This is a genomic window from Wolbachia endosymbiont of Mansonella perstans (genome assembly GCF_020278605.1).
Classification (GTDB): Bacteria; Pseudomonadota; Alphaproteobacteria; order Rickettsiales; family Anaplasmataceae; genus Wolbachia.
On record NZ_JACZHU010000052.1, the window covers coordinates 1 to 5,034 of the forward strand.

At 35.7% G+C, this 5,034-nt stretch carries 8 protein-coding genes; 5 read left to right on the top strand and 3 right to left on the bottom strand.

Features of this window, described 5'->3' with window-relative positions; all coding sequences use genetic code 11:
- Nucleotides 1–594 (bottom strand): tRNA pseudouridine(38-40) synthase TruA (gene truA, locus IHO13_RS03625; protein ID WP_225538317.1); only part of this gene is annotated, 594 nt, incomplete at its 3' end.
- A gap of 219 nt (nucleotides 595–813) precedes the next feature.
- Between truA and IHO13_RS03630 the strand changes: the two genes are divergently transcribed.
- The 5 genes from IHO13_RS03630 (at nucleotide 814) to IHO13_RS03650 (ending at nucleotide 4,634) form a co-directional block, all read left to right on the top strand.
- Nucleotides 814–1,632: a pyruvate, water dikinase regulatory protein gene (locus tag IHO13_RS03630; protein ID WP_225538318.1), complete on the top strand. Its 819-nt coding sequence runs from the start codon at nucleotides 814–816 to the stop codon at nucleotides 1,630–1,632.
- A 69-nt stretch (nucleotides 1,633–1,701) separates the two neighbouring features.
- The gene (ykgO, locus tag IHO13_RS03635; protein WP_225536520.1) at nucleotides 1,702–1,830 is read left to right on the top strand and encodes a type B 50S ribosomal protein L36; all 129 of its coding nucleotides are present in this window, start codon (nucleotides 1,702–1,704) and stop codon (nucleotides 1,828–1,830) included.
- 347 nt (nucleotides 1,831–2,177) lie between these two features.
- Nucleotides 2,178–2,336, top strand: a complete 159-nt coding sequence (locus IHO13_RS03640; RefSeq protein WP_225538319.1) for a hypothetical protein — start codon at nucleotides 2,178–2,180, stop codon at nucleotides 2,334–2,336.
- A gap of 59 nt (nucleotides 2,337–2,395) precedes the next feature.
- A complete protein-coding gene (locus IHO13_RS03645; protein ID WP_225538320.1) occupies nucleotides 2,396–3,046 on the top strand; it encodes a protocatechuate 3,4-dioxygenase in 651 nt (216 codons plus the stop codon).
- 124 nt (nucleotides 3,047–3,170) lie between these two features.
- Nucleotides 3,171–4,634, top strand: a complete 1,464-nt coding sequence (locus IHO13_RS03650) for a leucyl aminopeptidase (protein WP_255586089.1) — start codon at nucleotides 3,171–3,173, stop codon at nucleotides 4,632–4,634.
- Nucleotides 4,635–4,659: 25 nt separating this feature from the next.
- On the opposite strand, the gene IHO13_RS05750 is transcribed toward IHO13_RS03650, so the two are convergent.
- Both IHO13_RS05750 and IHO13_RS03655 read right to left on the bottom strand, forming a co-directional pair.
- Nucleotides 4,660–4,791, bottom strand: coding sequence for a hypothetical protein (locus IHO13_RS05750; RefSeq protein ID WP_255586088.1), 132 nt, complete (start codon nucleotides 4,789–4,791; stop codon nucleotides 4,660–4,662).
- 49 nt (nucleotides 4,792–4,840) lie between these two features.
- Nucleotides 4,841–5,002, bottom strand: coding sequence for a hypothetical protein (locus tag IHO13_RS03655; RefSeq protein ID WP_225538322.1), 162 nt, complete (start codon nucleotides 5,000–5,002; stop codon nucleotides 4,841–4,843).
- Between the last annotated feature and the right edge of the window lie 32 nt (nucleotides 5,003–5,034).

Sequence of the window (5,034 nt, forward strand, 5' to 3'; positions counted from 1 at the left end):
CCTCACTTGGTTATGTAAAAAAGAAATTGCAGATATTTTGATGTATATATGACTTCCCTTTTGTACTATCTCGATATTATCAATTGTTCTTACCGGATTTGCAGCTTGACAGTCTTTTGAGCGGAAACTTGAAAGGTTGTGCTTTCCAAGCAGATATTTAGCCGCTTCACGTATGATGTTTACGTCAAGTGGGCTAAACACTTGCCATACATAACCAGCTTCCAAAGCTGCAGGAGCATAACGATTAATTATTCTATATTCATAGTGTTTTTTTTTTGCTGAGAATCGTGCGTGAAACCCATCATCTACAACTTCTACATTAAGCACGACTATAGGAATCGATTTCAAGTGATAATTTATTGCGTTCCTTATTCTGTAAAGTTCGAATTCCCTCTCCATATCAAAATGAGCAACTTGTCCCAAAGCATGAACTCCCGCATCAGTCCTGCCACTGCAGTGCAAAGTGACTTTCTCGCCACTGAAATTAAATATAGCATTTTCTATGGTCTCCTGGATTGAGTCAACAGAGTGTTGCTGTTTCTGCCAGCCAGAGAAACTACTACCATTATATTCTATCGTTATTTTGTATCGCACTGCAAAATCTATCTAATTTTCTATCTTATACCAAATCTCGCTGGTAATAAGATAAATTAATCAAAGAGTACCTTTTACATACAGCTGGAGATTTAGACAAATTTATATGGTGTGTTCTACTTGGATGATACATAACTGGTTCTAAAATCACAATTTTATGCAATTTCAGCAGCAGATTGCTTGAGTCTGTACTATTACATAGTATAAACTATATAATATATGAACTTTAAAAAGCTTAATCTACACTTAGTATCAGATTCAAGTGGTGAAACTGTTATATCAGTTGCAAAATCAGCTCTGAAACATTTTCGTTCTGTAGAAACAATTGAATATGTTTGGTCTCTTGTGAAAAAAAAAGAACAAATTGATAGAATTTTGGAGGAAATCGGTAAGAAAAGTGATGAGCATCACTTTGTTATATGTACTATTACTGATGATGAGCTAAGGAAATATTTAAAAGATAACTGTATAAAATTGGAAATTCCCTATCGAGCAATATTATCACATATCATTAGAGAAATTTCTTCCTATCTTGAAATTGAAAAAGACGAAAAGCTTGACTTGCATACTGAGATAAATAATGAGTATTTTCAGCGCATTGAGGCAATAAACTACACTATTAATCATGATGACGGACAAAATATTCAAGATATTGATAAGGCAGACATAATCTTGGTTGGAGTTTCGCGTACATCAAAGTCTCCCACCAGTATGTATTTAGCTTATCGGGGCTATAGGGTTGCGAATATTCCCTTTATTAATGAGATACCCTTTTATGTTGATTTAACAAAGTTAGAAAACAAGCTGACAATAGGGCTAACAGTAGATGCAAGTAGGCTGGTGGAAATACGCAAAAATAGGCTTGCTTCAATTAACAACGAAGATAATAATGTATACGCTGACCCTAAGAAAGTAGAAAGGGAGATTAAAAAAGCAGAGGAGCTTTTTAAACAAAACAATTGGCTAATTATCGATGTAACACAAAAGTCGATCGAGGAAGTGTCAGCAACGATTATACAATATTTTAATAGAATGTGATAAATTTATTAATTGACTAACTCTTTGTAAGTAACCATAATATAAAGTAATTTGGTTTTCGCTGTAGTTATGAAAGTTAAAGGCTCACTAAAGTCTCATCGCAGCAGAGATAAAAACTGTAAAGTTGTGACAAGGAATGGTAAAATTTACGTTATAAATAAAGTAAAGCCAAGATGTAAAGCCCGCCAGGGTTCTTGAGTATCGCCATAAATTGATTATCCAAGGGAATTATTGGTTGCCTTGAGGCAAACAGTACTAGAATGCTGTGTCAGTCGTATATCCGCGCTTAGTTTGCGATAAAAGGGTTCTAAACTGTAACTAGGGTGCTTAGTTTTTTGTTCACTTTTTCATGTTATACGTTTTTTTAGCTTCTCATATGTAAAAATATGGTGTTTGTATTTAGGAATAAGAAGAGGTTGCTATATTTAAGTACAGCTTTGCTCATTTCTTCTCTTACACTATATTTTAGTATCAGTACGATTACGGGTAAACGTGGCTTATCAGCATTAATGGATTAAAAAAAAGAGATAGAGTATAGTAAACTTTTGCTGAAGAATATATCTTTTGAAAGGGAAAAGTTGAGTAATAAAGTGTTCAGCCTATATGAAAAAAGCTTAAATTTTGGCCTGCTTGATGAACAAGCAAGAAATGCTCTGGGTTATGTGAGCCCTAAGGAGCTAATGGTTGTTCTTGATGTGGAATAGCAACATCTTTAAATGAAAGAAAAAAACGCTATAATCCAAGTGCAGGCATTATAAACGAGATGAAAGTGAAAAATATCTTATTAGCGCTTTTTATACAGGCTATGTTTTGGTCGTCATCATTTGCGGCCGATCCTATTTTGCTCAACTGTATTGAAACCCCAGAGATTTATGATCTTGATGCAAAACCAAAAAGCTTTAACTCTTCAAATAATTTAAGAAGAAAACCTGGTTCTCCAAGTGGCGCAACAGGGGAATTGGTAAGCATAGTGGGTAGAGTTACTGATGTAAACTGTTTGCCAATACAAAACGCTGTAGTTTCTATATGGCACGCGAATTCACACGGCATAAACCATTATGACGAGAATGTGGAGGATAATAAGCTTGATCCAAATTTTGCTGGATCAGGAAGATTTATAGTAAATAACCTTGGCTATTATAACTTTATTACAATAGCACCTGGTAAGATCGGTGATAGGGCTCCACACATCAACTTTTTGGTTCAACATCCAGATTTTCCAGAGTTCACAACACAAATGTTCTTTGCTGACCATAATTGCGATAACTATTCTGATTCTGTTCTTGGGGATCTTATTGATAATGGGCTTGCAAGCCTTCTAATAGCACCATTTAATTATAATGATCGGGCCATTAAGACCTACACATTTAATATTACCTTAAGTGGATATAACAAGTTTTCTAATAAAAGATAAAACCCTTGCATGTCAGGAGAGTTCATAGTAACCTTAAGCGCTATTGTACTTAAAATGTATATGAAAAGCATCTTACTAATCTTTTATGTGCAGCTTACAATTATTTGCAACGGAGATGTCAACAATGAAGATAACAATTTCTAAGGCTTTACCTGATTTTAAAACGCTAGTAGTAGGTTTGTTTGAAAATGATGAATTTATAAGTAACGTTAAGGTTTTACAAGACAAGCAAATTGTAGATAACATCAAAAGATTTAGTGATTTCAATGGAGGTTTTGGTGAATTTTTCTCCATTACTTCATCAGAGAAAAAGAATGTTATAGTTGCCAGGCTTGGCAAGAGAGATGAATGGGATGAAGACAAAGAATTAAATATTGGCGGAAAAATATATTGCGAACTAAGCAGATTAAAAATCAAGCAAGCAGCAATTTTAACCGAAGGCAATGTAGCAAATGTTGCATACGGTGCATTTCTGCGTAGTTTTAAGTTTGATAAGTATAAAACCAAAAAGGATGAAAAAGTTGCAGAAGTAGAAGAGATTACAGTGCTAGTGAAAGATGAGCAATTCAGTAGTGCTAAAAAATCATTTGAACGTTTAAGACAAGAAGGTGAAGGCATATTTCTGGCACGCGCCCTTACCACTGAACCACCTAATGTTTTATATCCAGAATCCTATGCTGATTATATAAAAACCGAGCTTACCAAGCTTAGCCTTGAAATCGAGGTGCTTGGTAAGAAACAGATGGAAGAGAAAAAAATGAGAGCATTGCTTGGGGTAGCACAAGGAAGTAGTAAAGAACCAAAATTGGTAGTGATTAAATGGAATGGAACTTCCAAGGAACAGCAGCCTGTAGCTTTTGTGGGCAAAGGTATAACGTTTGATACTGGTGGAGTGTCACTCAAGCCTTCGCGTGGCATGGAGTCAATGAAATATGACATGGCAGGTTCTGCTACTGTGGTTGGGGTGATGCGTGCTCTAGCTGGGCGAAAAGCGAAAGTAAATGCAATTGGCGTAGTTGCACTTGCAGAAAATGCAGTGGACGGTAATGCCCAAAGACCAAGCGACATAGTGACTTCAATGTCTGGGCAGACAATAGAAGTATTAAACACCGATGCAGAAGGAAGGCTCATACTTGCGGATGCTTTATGGTATACTCAGAACAGATTCTCACCTAAGTTTATGGTTGATCTTGCAACTCTAACTGGCGCTATAGTGGTTGCGCTTGGAAATAATGAATACGCTGGTCTTTTTTCCAATAATGATGAATTAGCAAGTCGTCTTATTGATGTAGGGAATGAGGTAAACGAGAAGTTGTGGCGTTTTCCTATGAATGAGGCTTACGATAAAATTATTGACTCGCCGATTGCTGATGTTCAAAACATCGCTCCTGCAGGCTCTGGTGGAGATAGCATAATGGCTGCACAATTTTTACAACGTTTTGTGAATAACACTTGCTGGGCACATTTAGACATTGCAGGCATGGCTTGGCATGAAAAAGGCACTGATATTTCTCCAAAAGGAGCGGTAGGTTTTGGTATAAGGTTGCTTAATAAATTGGTTGAAAAATACTACGAAACAGGTAATTGAAGCCTTAATGCTAAAATTTAGAAAGCTATAGGTTTGGGGTCTTTTCTGGGTTCTTTGCAATTGGATTTTTTACTTTGGAACCTGGTAGCTTCATTTCTTTCACTTTATCATTAACTTTTTTCTCTACCTCTTTTATGTCACCGTTACCAATTTTCATAATTTCAGGCGAAATTTCTCCAAAAGCTCCTCAATGCTTTCTTATCAGTTTAGTGAGTACTAAGACCTTTTTCTACGAGCCTTTTCATATCCTCTTTTGAAAAATCTTTAATCTCTTCCTCTTCCACTAATTTTTCTATAGCAGACCGTTGCTCTTTATTTTGGAGCACTTCTATTACCTTTGCCTTAATTGATGATACAAATAAGCACATTCCGAGCAAATTTAATTAATTTACTTTGAAAT

What these genes read in the sequence shown, in the direction of transcription:
- IHO13_RS03630 (WP_225538318.1), top strand. Translation starts at nt 814, where the DNA reads ATGAACTTTAAAAAGCTTAATCTACACTTAGTATCAGATTCAAGTGGT.
- ykgO (WP_225536520.1), top strand. Translation starts at nt 1,702, where the DNA reads ATGAAAGTTAAAGGCTCACTAAAGTCTCATCGCAGCAGAGATAAAAAC.
- IHO13_RS03645 (WP_225538320.1), top strand. Translation starts at nt 2,396, where the DNA reads ATGAAAGTGAAAAATATCTTATTAGCGCTTTTTATACAGGCTATGTTT.
- IHO13_RS03650 (WP_255586089.1), top strand. Translation starts at nt 3,171, where the DNA reads ATGAAGATAACAATTTCTAAGGCTTTACCTGATTTTAAAACGCTAGTA.
- IHO13_RS05750 (WP_255586088.1), bottom strand. Translation starts at nt 4,791, where the DNA reads ATGAAAATTGGTAACGGTGACATAAAAGAGGTAGAGAAAAAAGTTAAT.
- IHO13_RS03655 (WP_225538322.1), bottom strand. Translation starts at nt 5,002, where the DNA reads ATGTGCTTATTTGTATCATCAATTAAGGCAAAGGTAATAGAAGTGCTC.